This is a genomic window from Salinivibrio sp. IB872 (assembly GCF_001995345.1).
Classification (GTDB): domain Bacteria; phylum Pseudomonadota; class Gammaproteobacteria; order Enterobacterales; family Vibrionaceae; genus Salinivibrio; species Salinivibrio proteolyticus.
Window position 1 is genome coordinate 37,617 of the sequence record NZ_MUFO01000013.1, and the last position, 15,829, is coordinate 53,445.

A 15,829-nucleotide genomic window follows, 5' to 3' on the forward strand; every position below is an offset into this window, starting at 1 on the left:
TCAGAGTCTTAGTGGTTGATATGGCGCGGGATGGTTTCTTCTTCACGAAGGGTTAAGATTTCCACCCCAGTTTCGGTCACCAGCAGGGTGTGCTCCCACTGCGCTGACTTCTTGCCATCAATGGTATAAACCGTCCAACCATCGTCTTCATCAAGCACGGTACCGTATTTACCTGCATTAATCATAGGCTCAATGGTAAAGCACATGCCAGGTTTGAGGATGGTTCGGTCGTTGTTTTTGTAGTGCACCACTTGTGGATCTTCATGGAAGCTCGCACCGATACCGTGTCCACAGTACTCTTTCACGATCGAGTAGCGAGTGTTACTGCTTTTGATGAATTTTTGGATAGCAGTACCAATGTCACCAACTGTAGCGCCTGGCTTCACCTTTTTGATGGCATGATAAAGGCTTTCTTGGGTGACACGGCAAAGGCGCTTGTCTTCCAACGAGACCTCACCAATCAAAAACATTTTCGATGTATCGCCGTGATAGCCATCCTTAATGACGGTGACGTCGATGTTGACGATATCGCCATCTTGGAGCACATCTTCGTCACAAGGGATCCCATGACAAACCACGTGGTTGATAGACGTACACATGGACTTAGGGAAGCCGTGATAATTCAAGGTAGCGGGTGTGGTGCCCTGCACCTCAGTCATATATTTGTGCGCGATGTCATCCAGTTCACGCGTAGTAACGCCTGGCTTTACATGTGGGGCCAGCATTTCCAGCACTTCTGCGGCCAACCGACCGGCAACGCGCATTTTTTCTATTTCTTCTGCTGTTTTAATTGGGATCGTCATTTTGCTTTCTCACTTAATTCGTCTCGCTCATCGAGGCAATGAGCGTCAGAGCGTGAGGGACCTCACACCCTGATAAATCAGGCATGCGCTGCTTTGACCTGCTACGCTTTGGTCACCGGTAGCGCGGGGCAGACACATTGAAGTGGGCACATGGTATCAAGCTGGGCGGTTTCTGGAAACCAGAACCACACCTTTCGCCGTTTGGGCAGTGGTGCGGCAATACGACAAACCGGCCCTCGCTTGGGCAATTTATCTGGATTTTTGCCTACTTTATGTGGTATAAAGCGCGCCGAAATCCGTCATTGTGATCAATCTGTTTTTGTCAGGTTTCATCCTGATGGCATTTCACTAAACACTTTTTATTTTAAATCACACACATATCGTCACATTGTCCGGGGTGCCCTGTGCGGGTCGGTCAAATGGGATATGTGGAGGCCTAACCCCAAGAGGAAATTATCATGGCTACTGTTTCAATGCGCGACATGCTCAAGGCGGGCGTACACTTCGGTCACCAAACCCGTTACTGGAACCCTAAGATGAAGCCTTTCATCTTCGGTTCTCGCAACAAAGTACACATCATCAACCTTGAGAAAACTGTACCAATGTTTAACGATTCTTTGGCTGAACTGTCAAAAATCGGTGAGCGTAAAGGTAAAGTCCTGTTCGTTGGTACTAAGCGCGCAGCAAGCGAAGCGGTAAAAGCGGCAGCAGAAAACTGCGAGCAGTTTTATGTGAGCAACCGTTGGTTGGGCGGCATGCTGACCAACTGGAAAACCGTTCGTATGTCTATCAAGCGTCTGAAAGACCTGGAAACCCAGTCTACCGACGGTACGTTTGAAAAGCTGACCAAAAAAGAAGCGCTGATGCGCACTCGTGAGATGGAAAAACTTGAGAAGTCTCTGGGTGGTATCAAAAACATGAACGGCCTGCCTGATGCAATGTTCGTTATCGATGCGGATCACGAGCACATTGCTATCAAAGAAGCGAACAACCTGGGTATCCCAGTATTTGCGGTAGTAGATACTAACTCTAACCCAGACGGCGTTGACCACGTAATCCCAGGTAACGATGACGCAATCCGCGCTATCCAACTTTACCTGAACGCAGCGTCTGACGCATACAAAGAAGGCCGTAGCCAAGACATCGTTGCGCAAGCAGAAGACGAGCTGGTTGAAGTCGCTGAGTAAGACAACAGCTCCTTGTGAGCGTTCTTAGCCATCAGCGTGTCATCTTTCATGCTGTAAGCTAAGTATGGTTAGCAGGGGCCGAAGTCGGGCCCCTGTTTTTTACCCAAATAGTTTCGAATCGAGGATTGAACAATGGCAACTGTTACCGCTGCCCTGGTTAAAGAACTGCGCGAGCGCACCGGCGCTGGCATGATGGAATGTAAAAAAGCACTGGTTGAAGCGAACGCAGACATCGAAGTCGCGATCGAAAACATGCGTAAAAGTGGTGCGGCTAAAGCAGCGAAAAAAGCTGGCCGTGTTGCTGCTGAAGGCGTGATTCTGGTTAAAGAAAACGAAGGCAAAGCAGCGATCGTTGAGATCAACTGTGAAACTGACTTCGTTGCTAAAGATGCTAACTTTGCTGCATTTGCTAACCAAGTGGCTGAAACTGCTTTGGCAGAAGGCCTAGAAATCGACGCGCTGAAAGAAAAATTCGAACAGCAGCGTGCTGAGCTAGTTGCAAAAATCGGTGAAAACATGGACATCCGTCGTGTTTCATTCATCGAAGGCGCGAAAGTAGGTTCTTACCGTCACGGCGACCGCATCGGTGTGGTTGTAGCTGCAAACGCTGACGAAGAAACCATCAAGCACGTTGCTATGCACATTGCTGCATCTAAGCCTGAGTACGTTAACCCAGAAGACGTACCAGCTGACGTGGTTGAGAAAGAAAAACAAATCCAGGTTGATATCGCGATGCAGTCAGGCAAGCCTGCTGAAATCGCAGAGAAAATGGTTGTTGGCCGTATGAAGAAATTCACCGGCGAAATCTCTCTGACTGGTCAAGCATTTGTTATGGACCCAGCGCAAACTGTGGGCCAAATGCTGAAAGAAAAAGGTGCCGAAGTGACTAACTTCATCCGCTTTGAAGTGGGCGAAGGCATCGAGAAAGAAGAAGTAGACTTTGCTGCAGAAGTAGCTGCTGCACAAAAAGGCTAATTTTTCTGATTCAGGCCGCGGTATTCGCCGCGGCCTTTCCATAACCTTCTTCCCTAACTTAGTGCCTAATATAAGGTAGTGACATGACTACAAATCCTAAGCCTGCATATCAACGCATTTTACTTAAACTCAGTGGTGAAGCCCTGCAGGGCAACGATGGATTCGGTATCGATCCAACTGTGCTAGACCGTATGGCACAAGAAATTAAAGAATTGGTCGAGTTAGGTGTTCAGGTCGGATTAGTCATCGGCGGCGGTAATTTATTCCGTGGCGCTGGTCTTGCCGAAGCGGGAATGAACCGTGTTGTGGGCGATCACATGGGTATGCTGGCCACCGTGATGAACGGTTTGGCAATGCGTGATGCACTTCATCGTGCCTATGTGAACGCACGAGTGATGTCCGCCATTCCACTTAATGGTGTGTGTGACAGCTATAACTGGGCTGAAGCGATTAGCCAGCTTCGTAATGGCCGTGTGGTGATTTTCTCTGCCGGAACGGGTAACCCTTTCTTTACCACGGATTCAGCGGCGTGCCTACGCGGCATTGAAATTGAATCTGACGTGGTGATCAAAGCAACAAAAGTCGACGGCGTATACAGTGATGACCCAACCAAAAACCCAGATGCTGAGCTTTATTCAACCTTGAGTTACCAAGATGTACTCGAAAAAGAGTTGAAAGTAATGGATTTGGCCGCATTTACGTTAGCACGCGATCACCAAATGCCGATCCGTGTGTTTAATATGAATAAGCCGGGCGCCTTACGCCGTGTCGTGATGGGTGAAACAGAAGGCACTCTGATTACTAACAGCTAAGCCGATTTAGTGGCATAATCGGACAGTAAAATTCAATCGCAAGGATACCTCCAGTGATTAACGATATTAAAGCAGACGCCAAAGCGCGTATGGATAAAAGTGTAGAAGCGCTTAAACACAATCTTTCAAAACTTCGCACCGGTCGTGCCCACCCAAGCTTGTTGGAAGGCATTACGGTTGAATACTACGGTGCACCAACACCGTTGAAGCAACTCGCCTCTATCGTTGCTGAAGATGCACGAACCTTGGCGATTACTGTTTTTGACAAGCAAGTGGCACAAGCAGTTGAAAAAGCGATCATGACTGCAGATTTGGGCCTTAACCCAGCATCAGCAGGTACCGTGATTCGTGTGCCGCTTCCTCCATTGACGGAAGAGCGTCGTAAAGAGATGGTCAAGTTGGTGCGCGCAGAAGGCGAACAAGGCCGCGTTGCGGTACGTAATATCCGCCGTGACGCTAATAGTGACCTTAAAGCACTGTTGAAAGACAAAGAAATCTCTGAAGATGACGAGCGCCGTGCACAAGATGAAATTCAAAAGCTGACGGATGCTGCGGTGAAGAATGTTGATGCGCTTCTTGATGCAAAAGAAAAAGAGTTGATGGAAGTCTAAATCTCATTAGACTTTACCACCAATGTCAAAGCGCTGTGCGTGCAGTACAGCGCTTTTTATTTGCCAAGGAGAAACATGAGTTCCCAGTCTCTTGATGCGCAGCTCGAGTCTGCCGCCCTACCGCAGCACATTGCCGTTATCATGGATGGAAACGGACGTTGGGCAAAGGCGCGAGGCAAAGCCCGTGTATTTGGGCATAAAGCCGGTGTTAAAGCAGTGCGTAAAACGGTGAAGGCGGCGTCGGAGCTTGGGGTAAAAGCCCTAACCTTGTTTGCGTTCAGCAGTGAAAACTGGCGTCGGCCAGAAGATGAAGTCAGTGTGCTGATGGAGTTGTTCATCAGTGTGCTTTCTCGCGAAGTCAAACGCTTGAACAAAAATGGTGTCCAACTTCGCGTTATCGGTGATACCTCTCGATTTAACTCATCGCTACAACAAAAAATTGCCGAAGCTGAAGCTTTGACCGCAAATAACGATCAACTCGTGCTCAATATTGCGGCTAACTATGGTGGGCAATGGGATATTACTCAAGCGGCACGTCGTGTCGCAGAGCAAGTCGCGACTGGTCAATTACAGGTCAGCGATATCACAGAGCAAGATATTGCTCGTCAATTGATGCTATCTGACTTACCCGATGTGGATTTAATGATCCGCACCAGTGGCGAATGTCGCATTAGTAACTTCATCTTGTGGCAAGCCGCCTATGCCGAGTTGTATTTTACAGAACAATATTGGCCCGATTTCAACGAGCAAAGCCTGTTCGATGCGGTCGCTTGGTATGTCAATCGTGAACGACGCTTTGGCTGTACCGGCGAGCAAATCAAAGCCATGCTAACAACCGATAAGTAACCACGAGGAATCAGTTTGCTCAAACAACGTGTTTTAACCGCGGCCTTGTTAGTCCCTTTGGTGGTCGCCGCTGTTTTTTATTTGCCTTTTTCCGCGTTTGTTGCGGTGATTGCGGCTGTGACGCTTCTCGGGCATTGGGAGTGGACACAGTTTGTGTCCAGCTCTTCAAGATGGCTCACCTTTATCGTTCCAGCCGCGGCATTGGCGCTATCCATTTATAGTCTCCCTTTTAGTGCCTATGCGCTGAGCCACTTAGCGGTGGCGCCCTTTTCGGTAGCCGCGGCGGGGGCAGCATGGTGGTTGTTTGCCACCGGGTTGGTCTTAGCCTTTCCAAAATCCGGAGCGCTTTGGACGCACAGTCGCTTACTGCGCCAGCTATTCGGTCTTTTGACCTTATTGCCCTTTATGTGGAGCGTGTTGATTTTACGCGCCGCAGACTATCAGTTTTCCACCTATTACGGTGCGAAACTGGTGCTTCTGGTGTTTGTGTTGGTGTGGTGTGCGGATAGCGGTGCCTACTTTGCCGGTAAAGCGTTCGGTAAACATAAAATGGCGCCGGCGGTGAGCCCCAATAAAACCCTGGAAGGCTTGCTTGGTGGGCTCGTGGCCGCCGTTGCCGTGACATGGGCCGGTGCGCAGCTTCTCGATATTCACTTTGCGAGCGTGGGCGCGCTGCTTTGTATCGCTGTGGTCACAGCGTTAGCATCGGTGCTGGGCGATTTGGCAGAGAGCATGTTTAAGCGTGTCTCTGGCGTGAAAGACAGTGGGAATTTATTACCTGGCCACGGCGGTATTTTGGATCGAATTGACAGTTTGACCGCTGCATTTCCCGTTTTTACCGTGCTGTATTTCGCGTTTGCGAATTAAGTAAAACGAGCGTATCACATGCAAAAAATCACTGTATTAGGTGCCACTGGCTCGATCGGAACCAGTACGCTTTCTGTGGTTGAGGCTAACCCTCAACAGTTCGAAGTGACCGCACTGGCGGCCAATACCAATGTGGAAAAGATGACTCGCCTGTGCTTGCATTGGCGGCCGCGTTTTGCGGCCATGGCCGATGAGAACGCTGCATTGGAATTGGCGCAAGCGCTGAAAACGAAAGGGCTTAACACAGAAGTGTTGGCCGGTGAGCAAGGTTTGTGCACGCTCGCATCTTTGGCTGAGGTGGATATGGTGATGGCAGCCGTGGTGGGGGCGGCAGGCTTGATGCCGACCATGGCTGCGGTGAAAGCGGGTAAGCGCGTTTTGCTTGCCAATAAAGAGGCCTTGGTGATGTCAGGGCAATTCTTTATTGATGCAGTTTATCAATATGGGGCAGAGCTATTACCTATCGATAGTGAGCACAATGCGATCTTCCAGTGCTTACCGCAGGTTGTACAAGCTAACCCTGGCCGCTGCGATCTGAGTGCTGCTGGCGTGAGCAAAATCTTGCTCACAGGCTCAGGGGGGCCTTTCCGTTATCGTGAACCTGAGACCTTGCATACCGTGAGCGTAGCGGAAGCAGTTGCTCATCCCAATTGGTCGATGGGACCAAAAATCTCCGTTGATTCCGCCACCATGATGAATAAAGGCTTGGAGTATATTGAAGCACGCTGGTTATTTAATGCACGTGCCGATCAGCTCGAGGTTGTGATTCATCCCCAATCGGTTATTCACTCGATGGTGCAAATGAGCGATGGTTCGGTACTCGCCCAATTAGGCACCCCTGATATGTGCACGCCTATCGCCCATGCGATGGCGTATCCATCACGTGTGACGACGTCGGTTGCACCGCTCGACTTTACCCAAATTGGCGAATTTACCTTTATGGCACCGGATGCCCGTCGTTATCCTTGCTTGTCTTTGGCGATTGAGGCGTGCCAGCAGGGGCAGGCGGCGACAACGACACTCAATGCCGCCAATGAACAGGCGGTGGATGCCTTCTTAAAAGGCCAGATAGGCTTTATGGACATCGCACGGATTAATGAGGCGGTGTTATCACAAAGCACACTTCGCTCGCCATCAAGCTTGGATTGCCTGCTGGAGCTGGATAGAATGGCGCGAATTACGGCTAAGGAGCACATTGCTAAGGTTGCAAAATGAGTGCATTTCTATGGAACGCAGCGTCATTTATTGTCGCTCTCGGTGTGTTGGTGGCTATTCATGAGTATGGACACTTTTGGGTCGCGCGCCGCTGTGGCGTAAAAGTTGAGCGTTTTTCGATTGGTTTTGGGCGCGCACTATGGCGCTGGCGGGGCAAAGACGATACCGAGTATGTCATTGCCGCCATTCCGTTAGGTGGTTATGTCAAAATGCTCGACGAACGTATTGAGGCTGTCGCTGAGCATGACAAACCACGTGCATTCAATAATCAACCGCTGTGGCAACGCAGTGCAATTGTCGCCGCAGGGCCTATTGCCAATTTTCTTTTTGCGGTGGTCGCCTATTGGTTGATTTTCATGATGGGGATCCCAGCGGTTAAACCCGTCATTGGTCAAATAACCCCCAACTCCATCGCTGCAGAGGCCGGAATTGAACCGGGTATGGAACTTACCCATATTTCGGGCGTCGAAACCGCAGATTGGCAGGCTGTTAATTTCTCACTCATCAACCATATCGGTGATGAGCAGATGACCATGACAGCAAAGCCCGATGTGGCATCCAGTTATAGCCGGGACTACAGATTGGATTTAACCGCGTGGCAGTTTAATCCAGAGACTGAGTCTCCGCTGACAACCTTAGGGATCACCCCTTACCGTCCTGCGATTACACTCGATGTGGCTCAGGTGGTGGAGGGCAGTGCCGCTGCGAAGGCTGGTATTGCGTCTGGTGACACCTTAGTGGCGATTGATGGCAACAGATTACAAGCGTGGTCTGAACTGGTTGAGGCGGTACAGGCAAGCCCGAATCAACCGCTGCAGGTGACGGTGACGCGCGCCGGGCGTGAGCAGGTGTTGAACCTGACACCGGATGCGCGTGAAAGTAATGGCAAGGTTACTGGGTACGCAGGTATTGCGCCGCAAATGGCACCTTGGCCGGAGGCTTATCGTTTTACGCAGCAATATGGGCCGCTGGCAGCAATCCCTGAGGCAGTCAGTAAAACCGGACAGGTTATCAGCCTCACCGTCAATATGGTGAAAAAGCTGATTGTTGGGGATGTGGGCGTCAATAACCTGAGCGGGCCGATTTCTATCGCCAAAGGCGCAGGGATGACAGCTGAGATCGGATTGATCTCATTTTTAGGGTTTATGGCGCTGATCAGCGTTAACCTCGGCATTATCAATTTGCTACCTCTACCGGTCTTAGACGGTGGGCATTTATTGTTCTTTGGTATTGAAGCGGTAACACGCCGGCCTGTACCAGAGCGCGTACAAGACTTTGGGTATCGCATCGGCGCTGCCGTGTTGATGATGGTAATGGCAGTGGCATTGTTTAACGACTTCGCCCGACTTTAAACGGTTAGTATTCAAGGATAAGTCAGAAGCACATGGCGATGAAAAAACTATTAATAGCGTCTCTTTTAGTCAGTAGCAGTGTGGCGCATGCGGATACATTCCAAGTCAGCGATATCCGCTTTGAGGGCCTACAGCGAGTTAGTTTAGGGGCAGCATTGCTCTCTATGCCGGTGCGTGTTGGAGACAAGGTGGATGATAGCGATGTCGCGGATGTCATCAATGCTCTGTTTGCGTCGGGTAACTTTGAGGATGTGCGGGTTTATCGTGATGATGATGCACTCTTAGTGAAAGTGATCGAGCGCCCAACCATTGCCAGCATTTCGTTTTCAGGCAACAAAGCCATCAAAGAAGAGCAACTGAAAGAAAACCTGACCGCATCAGGGTTGCGTGTAGGTGAGGCGTTAGACCGCACCAAGCTCAGCAAGATTGAAAAAGGCTTAGAAGATTTCTACTACAGCGTGGGAAAATACAGTGCATCGGTGAAAGCCGTGGTCACACCCTTACCACGTAACCGTGCGGATCTGAAATTTGTCTTCACCGAAGGTGTTTCTGCAAAAATCGAGCAGATTAATTTTGTGGGCAACCAAGTCTTCAGTGATGAAGAGCTGCGCGATAATTTCGACTTGCGTGTTGATGTTCCTTGGTGGAACTTCTTGGCTAACGAGAAATACCAAAAGCAAGTGCTGGCGGGTGACTTGGAAAAGCTACGCAGCTACTACCTAAATCGCGGCTATTTGAAGTTCCGCGTTGAGTCGACCCAAGTGGCGATTTCTCCGGATAAAAAAGGTGTATACATCACCTTAAATGTTAACGAAGGTAAGCCCTATCAAGTGGCGGATCTAAGCTTCCGTGGCGATCCTGAGAATGAGGAGATCTACCGCTCGCTAGTGAACTTTACCCGAGGTGATACCTATAACGGGGACAAGGTCACAGCGTTGGAAGAGGCGATTAAACGCCACCTCGGTGAAACCGGCTTTGCCTACCCGAAAGTGAGTACCTTGCCGACGTTTGATGATGAGAATCAGCAAGTATCGCTGACGGTCAACGTTGAGCCGGGCAAACGTATTTATGTCCGAAACATTCGCTTTACCGGTAATACCACCACCAAGGATGAAGTGCTGCGCCGTGAGATGCGTCAACTTGAAGGCACTTGGCTTAATGCTAAAGCCGTGAGTCGTGGTAAAGAGCGTCTCAACCGAACCGGTTTTTTCCAAAGTGCTGAAGTAGACACTAAGCGGGTTCCTGGCACCGACGATCAGGTCGATGTGAATTATAAGGTAAAAGAAGCCAACTCGGGCAGCATCAACTTTGGTATCGGCTATGGTACCGAATCAGGAGCGAGCTTACAGCTGGGCCTGCAGCAAGATAACTTTGCCGGCACCGGTAATCGCTTTGGTATTAATGCCATGGTTAACGATTACCGTAAGAACCTGACGCTTGAGTATCGTGACCCCTACTTTACCCTCGATGGTGTTAGCCTCGGGGGCAAGGTGTTCTATAACGAGTTTGAGGCGCGAGACGCGAACATCGTCGAGTACACAAATAAAAGTTATGGGTCGAAACTGACGTGGGGCTTTTGGACCGATGAACTGAACTCAATTGATTTTGGGTTGGGCTATACCCACAACAAAATTGAAAACATCGGTAAGTATTACCAAATTGACAAGTTTATGGAGCGTCACAAGGATCATCAAACTAGCAATGGTGGTTTGGAAGTTGATGACTTTGATTTATCCGTTTCATGGACCCGTAATAACCTCAACCGTGGTTATTTCCCTACGGCAGGTAACTATCAACGTGCTTCCTACCGAATGACAGTGCCGGGCTCTGACGTCCAGTATTTTAAAATGCAATATGATATCCGTCAGTATGTGCCGTTAACTCAAGAGCATGAGTTCACGCTTTTGATGCGCGGTCGCCTTGGTTACGGCAATGGCTATGGCCAGATCAATGGCCAAGATCATATGTTGCCGTTTTATGAAAACTATTACGCAGGTGGCTTCTCGACCTTGCGTGGTTTCCGCTCGAACACTGTTGGACCCAAAGCCATTTACAAAGACAAAGAAAGTGGCGGTTCTGTTCAGCCGGACGGAGATAAAGAGTATAGCGAAGGTAGCTATGGTTCGAGTGATGCAGTGGGTGGTAACGCCATCGCACAAGGTAGCTTAGAGCTGATTGTGCCCACTCCGTTTGCCTCTGACGAAGCGCGTCAGCAAATTCGTACCAGTGTCTTTGTGGACGCCGCCTCAGTGTGGGACACCGAGTTTGACAGTAGTGAACTGGTAGCAAATGGTTATCCCGCTGGCACGAAAGATTACTCAGATCCATCCAATATCAGTGCCTCTTACGGGGTAGCCCTACAGTGGATGTCACCGATGGCACCTTTGGTATTTTCAATTGCAAAACCTATTACAAGCCAGCCTGGCGATGATGAAGAGTTCTTTACCTTCACTATCGGGCGCACATTCTGATCATCAGAAAGGAGACTATTGTGAAATCATTTTTGAAAGCAGCGGGACTTAGTGTCGCAATTCTGACCACGTCCATGTACGCATCAGCGGCTGATGCTGCACAGAAAGTGGGCTACGTATCGACTGGGGCGGTGATGTCTCAGCTGGCTCAAAAAAACAACCTTAACGAAAAGCTGCGTGCTGAATTCAAAGACCGTGTAGCGGAAATTGAGCGCATGAAAGAAAAGCTCTCAGAAGGGGTTGAAAAGCTGAAACGCAACGGCGAGCTGATGAGCGAAGATGAGCGCATCAAACTGCAGCGTGAACTCCAATCGATGGAGTCGGACTACAAATTAAAAGTAAAAGCGTTACAGGAAGATCAACGCAAGCGTGGTGGCCAAGAAGAGTCTAAACTGGTCAAAAAGCTAAAAACCGCCATCGATCAAGTGGCTGAGCAAGAAGGTTACGACATTGTATTGGATGCCAATGCCATCTTGTACGCTAACCCTGGCGACGATCTCTCTGAAAAAGTCATTAATGCAGTAAAATAACAAACAATCGAGGAGCCCATGGTTTCGATTACTCTCGCTGAATTAGCGGAAAAACTGGACGCTCAGCTCCACGGAGACGGTGCTGTAACAATAACCTCGCTAGCAGGGATGAATTCAGCGAGAGAAGGGCAAATCACCTTCTTATCGAGCCCGAAATACCGCAAACACCTGGCGCAGTGCCGTGCCAGTGCGGTGATGCTAAAAGAAGTGGACGTGTCATACTGCCAAGGCAATGCCTTGGTGGTTGCTGACCCTTATGTGGCTTATGCCAAAGTGGCCCAAATTTTAGATACCACACCTGCTTGTGCCACTGACATTGCGCCGACGGCGGTCGTTGCCGAAGATGCCATTCTGGGTGAAGGCGTGGCGATTGGTCCTAACGCGGTGGTCGAGTCCGGAACYTTAATTGGTGATGGCGTGCAGATTGGTGCGGGCTGTTTTGTCGGTAAAGGCGCCAAACTGGGTGCACGAACCAAACTTTGGGCCAATGTCACCATTTACCATGATGTGGTTTTAGGTGAGGACTGCTTGGTACAGGCGGGAACCGTAATCGGCGCGGATGGCTTTGGCTACGCGAATGAAAAAGGTAAGTGGATTAAGATCCCGCAGCTAGGTCGTGTTGTGATTGGTGATCGGGTCGAAATTGGTGCGTGTACGACCATTGACCGTGGTGCATTGGACGATACCTGCATTGCTGATGGCGTGATTATCGACAACCAGTGTCAGATTGCGCATAATGTATCGATCGGCGAAAACACGGCAGTGGCTGGTGCAACTGTGATGGCAGGCAGCCTAAAAGTAGGTAAGCACTGCATCATCGGCGGCGCCAGTGTTTTTAATGGCCATATGGAAATCACAGACAACGTTACCATCACAGGTATGGCGATGGTAATGCGACCGATTACTGAGCCGGGCATGTACTCGTCCGGCATTCCGTTACAGCCCAACCGCGAGTGGCGGAAAACAGCCGCGCGTGTGCTCAAGATTGACGAGATGCACAAGCGGCTAAAAGAGCTCGAAAAACAGCTCGATAACCAAGCTTAACGCAACAGATTGCAGGCCCGCCTCAAAAACGCGGGCCGTTTTGCGTTAAAGAAGTCAGTATTGGATTTGAACGGGAATACTACCTTGACTCGCGAAAACAAAGTGTTACACATCAACGAAATCAAAGAGCTGCTACCACATCGCTATCCGTTTTTGTTGATCGATCGCGTTACCGATTATGAAGAAGGCCAATACCTTCACGCGATAAAAAATATTACCGTGAATGAGCCTCAATTTACCGGCCACTTTCCTCAGTTGCCTGTGTTTCCTGGCGTATTGATCCTTGAATCAATGGCGCAAGCCACTGGCTTGCTGGCATTTAAGACATTCGGGAAGCCAAAAGACAACGAGCTATACTATTTTGCAAGCGTTGATAACGCGAAATTCCGCCGTCCTGTCACACCGGGAGACCAACTGGTCCTCGAGGTGGAGTTTATTAAAGAGCGCCGAGGAATTGCTGCCTTTACCGGAGTAGCGAAAGTAGACGGAGACGTTGTCTGCTCGGCGGAACTGAAGTGCGCAAGAAGAGAGATCTAATTGTGATCCACGAAACTGCCTATATCCACCCGACCGCCGTTGTAGAAGACGGGGTGACATTGGGAGAAAACGTTAAGATTGGCGCATTTTCTTTTATCGGAGAAGGTGTCGAGATTGGTGCGGGTACCGAAGTCATGACGCATGTCGTGATTAAAGGTCCTACGCGTATCGGCCAAGATAACCGCATCTATCAATTCGCATCGATCGGTGAAGCGTGCCAAGACCTGAAATATGCGGGTGAGCCCACGACGCTAGAAATTGGCGATCGCAACACCATTCGTGAAAGTGTCACCATGCACCGTGGTACGGTACAAGACAAAGGTGAGACTAAAGTTGGCAATGATAACCTATTAATGATCAACGCCCACGTGGCACACGATTGTGTGATCGGAAATCACTGTATTTTTGCCAACAATGCGACCCTAGCCGGTCATGTACACATCGACGATTACGTCATTGTGGGCGGCATGTCTGCGATTCACCAATTCTGTGTGGTGGGTAGCCATGCGATGTTGGGGGGCGGTTCTATTGTGGTCCAAGATGTCCCCCCCTATGTGATGGCTCAGGGGAACCACTGCGCGCCTTTCGGCATTAACGTGGAAGGATTGAAGCGTCGCGGATTCGAGAAAGCATCGATTCGTGCAATTCGTGCGGTTTACAAGAACATGTATCGTTCCGGTAAAACCCTTGAAGAGGTCAAACAGGCGTTGGCTAGCCAGGTCGAGGACGATCCTGCCTTGGCCCTGTTTGTTGATTTCTTTGAACGTTCAACACGAGGCATCATTCGTTAATGTTGCCCAGCGAACGTCCATTACGAGTGGGAATTGTCGCCGGAGAAATCTCCGGCGATGTTTTAGGTGAAGGCCTTATCAAGGCAATTAAGGCCCAATACGGCAATGTAGAATTTGTCGGTATTGGTGGGCCGCGCATGATTGCGCAAGGCTGCCAGAGCCTATTTGATATGGAAGAGCTTGCTGTAATGGGGCTGGTTGAAGTGCTCGGCCGTTTGCCCCGTTTGCTGAAGGTTAAAGCGAGCCTCGTCAAACACTTCACTACCCATCCCCCCGATGTGTTTATCGGTATTGATGCGCCTGATTTCAACTTACGTCTCGAAGCATCGTTAAAACAGGCCGGCATTAAAACGGTTCACTATGTCAGTCCCTCGGTCTGGGCATGGCGTCAAAAGCGTATTTTTAAAATTGCGGCCGCGACCGATCTTGTCTTGGCGTTTTTACCCTTCGAAAAAGCGTTTTACGATAAGTTCAACGTCCCTTGCGCGTTTGTCGGCCACACCATGGCTGATAGCATTCCCATGCAAGTCGATCAGCGCGAGGCACAACAAGCGTTGGGGCTGGATACCAACAAACGTTGGTTAGCCGTCTTACCGGGAAGTCGTGGGAGTGAGATGGCAATGTTGGCGCCGCCATTTTTGCAAACCTGCCAGCGTCTTTCACAGCAGTATCCTTATCTCGGCTTTGTGGTCGCCTTGGTGAATGACGCACGCCGTGCACAATTCGAGCAGGCGTGGCAAACCCATGCGCCGGAATTGTCATTTACCTTGGTGAATGATACGGCAAGACAAGTGATCAGTGCTTCTGATGCGGTGTTGCTGGCCTCTGGTACCGTTGCCCTTGAGTGTATGTTACTGAAGCGTCCCATGGTTGTAGGCTATAAAGTGAAGCCTTTGACTGCGTGGCTAGCACGGCGTTTGCTCAAAACGCGCTATGTGTCTTTGCCCAATATCCTCGCCGATGCCCCTTTGGTGCCCGAGTTATTGCAAGAAGAGTGCGAGCCTGAGGCGCTGGCAGCAGCTGTTTCACGGATGTTGGATGGCGATAACCAAGCCTTGCTTGAGACTTTTACACAGCTGCATCAAACCATTCGTAAAGATGCGGATGCCTCTGCAGCCTCCGCAGTATTAGAGTTAGTAAAAAATCATGACAGATGAGGCATTTGTATACCCTGACGCACGCTTGATTGCTGGCGTGGATGAAGTTGGGCGAGGTCCTTTGGTGGGCGCGGTTGTCACGGCGGCTGTTATCCTCGATCCGAATCAACCGATTGAAGGGCTCACCGATTCAAAAAAGCTGAGTGAGAAAAAACGTCTCGCGTTGTACGATGAAATCAAAGCCAAAGCCTTGGCGTGGTCGTTAGGGCGCGCAGAGCCCGAAGAAATTGATCGCTTAAATATTCTTCAGGCCACCATGGTCGCGATGCAACGCGCTATTGCAGGCCTTGCCGTGACTCCCGACTACGCATTGATTGATGGTAATCGTGTTCCCTCGCTCCCGATGCCGGCGCAAGCAGTGGTGAAAGGCGACTTGCGCGTCGCCGAGATCAGTGCGGCGTCGATCTTGGCGAAAGTAGACCGTGATAGAGAAATGGCTGAGTTGGACATCGCCTATCCGGCCTATGGATTTGCCCAGCACAAAGGCTATCCTACCAAGGCGCATATGGCCGCATTGAGTGAGCATGGCGCTTTACCAATGCACAGAAAAAGCTTTAAACCGGTTAAACGCGCCCTTGGTTTAGCGTAAGTGACGGCGCTTTATCATTTCCAATCCCTAGATAGTAACGAG

The 15,829-nt window shown here is 50.0% G+C and carries 16 protein-coding genes; 15 read left to right on the plus strand and 1 reads right to left on the minus strand.

Translation table 11 applies throughout. The features are described from left to right. Positions 1–8 precede the first annotated feature (8 nt). Positions 9–803: a type I methionyl aminopeptidase gene (map, locus tag BZJ18_RS07445; protein ID WP_069588600.1), complete on the minus strand. Its 795-nt coding sequence runs from the start codon at positions 801–803 to the stop codon at positions 9–11. A 458-nt stretch (positions 804–1,261) separates the two neighbouring features. Between map and rpsB the strand changes: the two genes are divergently transcribed. From rpsB to rnhB, 15 genes are all read left to right on the plus strand, one after another. Continuing rightward, positions 1,262–1,990 (plus strand): 30S ribosomal protein S2, encoded by a 729-nt coding sequence (rpsB, locus tag BZJ18_RS07450; RefSeq protein WP_069588601.1) that lies wholly within the window; start codon positions 1,262–1,264, stop codon positions 1,988–1,990. Between the two features lie 132 nt (positions 1,991–2,122). Continuing rightward, on the plus strand, positions 2,123–2,965 hold the full coding sequence (gene tsf / locus BZJ18_RS07455; RefSeq protein ID WP_069588603.1) for a translation elongation factor Ts: 843 nt from the start codon (positions 2,123–2,125) through the stop codon (positions 2,963–2,965). A gap of 83 nt (positions 2,966–3,048) precedes the next feature. Continuing rightward, a complete protein-coding gene (pyrH, locus tag BZJ18_RS07460; protein WP_069588604.1) occupies positions 3,049–3,777 on the plus strand; it encodes a UMP kinase in 729 nt (242 codons plus the stop codon). Between the two features lie 53 nt (positions 3,778–3,830). Then, positions 3,831–4,388, plus strand: coding sequence for a ribosome recycling factor (gene frr / locus BZJ18_RS07465; protein WP_069588606.1), 558 nt, complete (start codon positions 3,831–3,833; stop codon positions 4,386–4,388). A 75-nt stretch (positions 4,389–4,463) separates the two neighbouring features. Further along, positions 4,464–5,234: an isoprenyl transferase gene (locus BZJ18_RS07470; protein WP_077455954.1), complete on the plus strand. Its 771-nt coding sequence runs from the start codon at positions 4,464–4,466 to the stop codon at positions 5,232–5,234. 15 nt (positions 5,235–5,249) lie between these two features. Then, positions 5,250–6,101: a phosphatidate cytidylyltransferase gene (locus tag BZJ18_RS07475; protein ID WP_077455955.1), complete on the plus strand. Its 852-nt coding sequence runs from the start codon at positions 5,250–5,252 to the stop codon at positions 6,099–6,101. Between the two features lie 18 nt (positions 6,102–6,119). Next, positions 6,120–7,316 carry a 1-deoxy-D-xylulose-5-phosphate reductoisomerase gene (ispC, locus tag BZJ18_RS07480; protein ID WP_077455956.1) on the plus strand — a complete coding sequence of 399 codons (1,197 nt, stop codon included), beginning with the start codon at positions 6,120–6,122 and terminating at the stop codon, positions 7,314–7,316. Beyond that, positions 7,313–8,668, plus strand: coding sequence for a sigma E protease regulator RseP (gene rseP / locus BZJ18_RS07485; RefSeq protein ID WP_069588612.1), 1,356 nt, complete (start codon positions 7,313–7,315; stop codon positions 8,666–8,668). The genes ispC and rseP overlap by 4 nt, the downstream gene beginning before the upstream one ends. Positions 8,669–8,700: 32 nt before the next feature. Beyond that, positions 8,701–11,139, plus strand: a complete 2,439-nt coding sequence (gene bamA / locus BZJ18_RS07490; protein WP_077455957.1) for an outer membrane protein assembly factor BamA — start codon at positions 8,701–8,703, stop codon at positions 11,137–11,139. A 20-nt stretch (positions 11,140–11,159) separates the two neighbouring features. Continuing rightward, positions 11,160–11,669, plus strand: coding sequence for an OmpH family outer membrane protein (locus BZJ18_RS07495; protein ID WP_069588615.1), 510 nt, complete (start codon positions 11,160–11,162; stop codon positions 11,667–11,669). A gap of 18 nt (positions 11,670–11,687) precedes the next feature. Further along, a complete protein-coding gene (lpxD, locus tag BZJ18_RS07500; RefSeq protein WP_077455958.1) occupies positions 11,688–12,713 on the plus strand; it encodes a UDP-3-O-(3-hydroxymyristoyl)glucosamine N-acyltransferase in 1,026 nt (341 codons plus the stop codon). Between the two features lie 84 nt (positions 12,714–12,797). Beyond that, positions 12,798–13,250 (plus strand): 3-hydroxyacyl-ACP dehydratase FabZ, encoded by a 453-nt coding sequence (fabZ, locus tag BZJ18_RS07505; RefSeq protein WP_069588651.1) that lies wholly within the window; start codon positions 12,798–12,800, stop codon positions 13,248–13,250. Between the two features lie 2 nt (positions 13,251–13,252). Further along, the gene (gene lpxA / locus BZJ18_RS07510) at positions 13,253–14,041 is read left to right on the plus strand and encodes an acyl-ACP--UDP-N-acetylglucosamine O-acyltransferase (RefSeq protein ID WP_077455959.1); all 789 of its coding nucleotides are present in this window, start codon (positions 13,253–13,255) and stop codon (positions 14,039–14,041) included. Beyond that, positions 14,041–15,198: a lipid-A-disaccharide synthase gene (gene lpxB / locus BZJ18_RS07515; RefSeq protein WP_077455960.1), complete on the plus strand. Its 1,158-nt coding sequence runs from the start codon at positions 14,041–14,043 to the stop codon at positions 15,196–15,198. Before lpxA ends, lpxB begins: the two co-directional genes overlap by 1 nt. Then, positions 15,188–15,787 carry a ribonuclease HII gene (gene rnhB, locus BZJ18_RS07520; protein ID WP_077455961.1) on the plus strand — a complete coding sequence of 200 codons (600 nt, stop codon included), beginning with the start codon at positions 15,188–15,190 and terminating at the stop codon, positions 15,785–15,787. The genes lpxB and rnhB overlap by 11 nt, the downstream gene beginning before the upstream one ends. Positions 15,788–15,829 lie beyond the last annotated feature (42 nt).